Origin of the sequence: Burkholderia sp. LMG 13014 (assembly GCF_905232215.1) — a bacterium.
Classification (GTDB): Bacteria; Pseudomonadota; Gammaproteobacteria; order Burkholderiales; family Burkholderiaceae; genus Burkholderia.
Window position 1 is genome coordinate 1 of sequence record NZ_CAJNKE010000790.1, and the last position, 2,267, is coordinate 2,267.

Annotated in this window: 2 protein-coding genes; one reads left to right on the forward strand and one right to left on the reverse strand. The window is 68.6% G+C overall.

Annotated features, from left to right (window positions below):
* Positions 1 to 981, reverse strand: a 981-nt coding sequence (locus JYJ84_RS34625; RefSeq protein ID WP_205190121.1) for an aldehyde dehydrogenase family protein, incomplete at its 3' end; no start/stop codon positions are given.
* Between the two features lie 326 nt (positions 982 to 1,307).
* Between JYJ84_RS34625 and JYJ84_RS34630 the strand changes: the two genes are divergently transcribed.
* On the forward strand, positions 1,308 to 2,267 hold a 960-nt coding region (locus tag JYJ84_RS34630; protein ID WP_240201949.1), incomplete at its 3' end, for a GlxA family transcriptional regulator.

Consider the following 2,267-nt stretch of genomic DNA (forward strand, 5'->3'; position numbering starts at 1 on the left):
CGCGGAAATCACCGGGCCCATCCGGGTGGCATCGTCGTCACCGCGACCGACGCGGATGGCCGCGATGCGTGCGGCGAGCGCATCGACGAACGCATCGTGCAGCGTGCGTTCGACCAGCAGGCGCGAGCCTGCCGAGCACATCTGGCCGGCATTGAAGAAGGCCGCGTTCAGCGCGTAATCGAGCGCCGTGTCGAAATCGGCGTCGGCGAACACGAGGTTCGGATTCTTGCCGCCGAGCTCCAGCGACACGCGCTTGCAATTGCCCGCGGCCGCGCGCATCACGCTGGCGCCGGCCGCGTTGCTGCCGGTCAGGGAAATCAGGTCGACCTGCGGGCTCGCCGCGAGCGCGTCGCCCACGTCGGCGCCGCCCGTGACGAGATTGAGGACCCCACGGGGCAGGCCCGCGTCATGCGCGAGTTCCACGAGCCGATGCGTCGACAGCGGCGTCAGCGACGCGGGCTTGACGACGACCGTATTGCCGGCCACCAGCGCCGGGGCGAGCTTCCATGCCGCCTGCAGCAGCGGGTAGTTCCACGGCGTGACGAGACCGCAGACGCCGACCGGTTCGCGCAGCGTGACGCTGAGCACGTGCGGCTTCGCCGCATTCATGCTGCCCGTCTCGGTGACCGCGAGGCTCGCGAAGTAGTCGAATGCCGCCGCGGCGTCGTGCACGTCGGACGACGATTCGGCAAGTGTCTTGCCGGTGTTCGCGGTTTCGATGCGGGCGAGTGCGGGCGCTTCGTCACGCAGCGCGTTCGCGAGGCGGCGCAGACAGGCCGCCCGTGCTTCGGCGGGCAGGTGCGGCCACTCGCCCGCGTCGAAGGCAGCGCGCGCCGCGCGAATCGCGTGCCCGGCGTCGACGGCCGAGCCGTAGGCGACCCGTGCGATCGTTTCGCCGGTGGCAGGATCGACGATGGCGCGCTGTCCGCCTGCGGCGGCGGGTTGCCAGGCGCCGTCGATGTAGAGCTGTTTGATGTGCATGTGCTGGTTCCACGGAGTCGGAAGATCGGCGTGCCCCGCCCGTGCGGGGCCGAACGCGAGCTGAATATAAGATTGCCCCGAGCCGCTCGCTTGATCGAATGCGACGGCGTGCGACGCACTTGCACGGCCATGACGGGTCGATCCGGCCGATTCGGACGGTATGCAACGGGGCGACGGAAAGCCGGCACAAAGCGACATGGCGATGTCGTTTTTCATCAAGTTCCGGCCCGTCGCGCGCGGCAGAGTAGTGGTTCGCGAGGGTCGCGGGAGTGTGCCCGCGAACCTCGCTCAATCGGCCGGCCTGCCCGGCTCGGATCGGTATCGCGATGACTTCACGGAACATGCAAGCGGCGGCGGCAACCGCGCCGCATCGGGTGGGGCTGCTGGTGATGCCCCAGTTCTCCCATCTCGGGCTCGCACTCGTGATCGAGGCCATGTCGCTCGCCAACTGGCTGGCCCAGCGCGTGTGTTACGAATGGACCGTCCTGTCGGTCGACGGCGAACCCGTGGATGCCACGAACGGCATGTGGACGCCTACACGGCCGATCGGCGATGCGCGCGGCGGGTTCACGACGATCTTCGTGATCGCGAGTTTCGACGCGCAACGTCACGCGAAGCATCGCGGCGTGAAGACCTGGCTGCAGAACCAGATGGCCTTCGGCACACAGATCGGCGGCATCGAGACGGGCACCGAACTGCTGGCGGCGGCCGGCTTGCTGCAGGGCCGTCCGTCGGCCGTGCACTGGGACAATGTCGAAGGCTTCCAGGAGGCTTATCCGAAGGTCGGCGCCACCACGCGGCTCTACACGATCGAGCCGCGCGTCATCACCTGCGCGGGCGGCACGGCGATCATCGACATGATGCTCGAATGGATCGGCCGGGCGGAGGGCGTCGAGCTCGCCCGGGAGATCGCCCGTCACTTGCTGCATGTGAAGCTGCGCGGCGCGGACGCGCTGCAGCTCGCGGAGGGCGAGGCCGCGCCGGCCTCGACGAGCACGACGGTGGCGAAGGCGGTCAGGCTGATGCGCGAGTCGATGGCGGAGCCGATGTCGTGCGAATCGCTCGCGCAGGCGGTCGGGCTGTCGAAGCGGCAGCTCGAGCGTCACTTCAAGCGGCATATGGCGACCGCGCCATTGCAGTACTACCTGAGCCTGAGGGTGGCGACGGCGCATCAGTTGCTGCAGCAGACGGAGCTGAGCGTATCGCAGGTGGCCGCGGCGACGGGCTTCGAATCGATCGAGCACTTTTCGCGCGTGTACAAGTCGCGATTCGGATGCCCGCCGAGC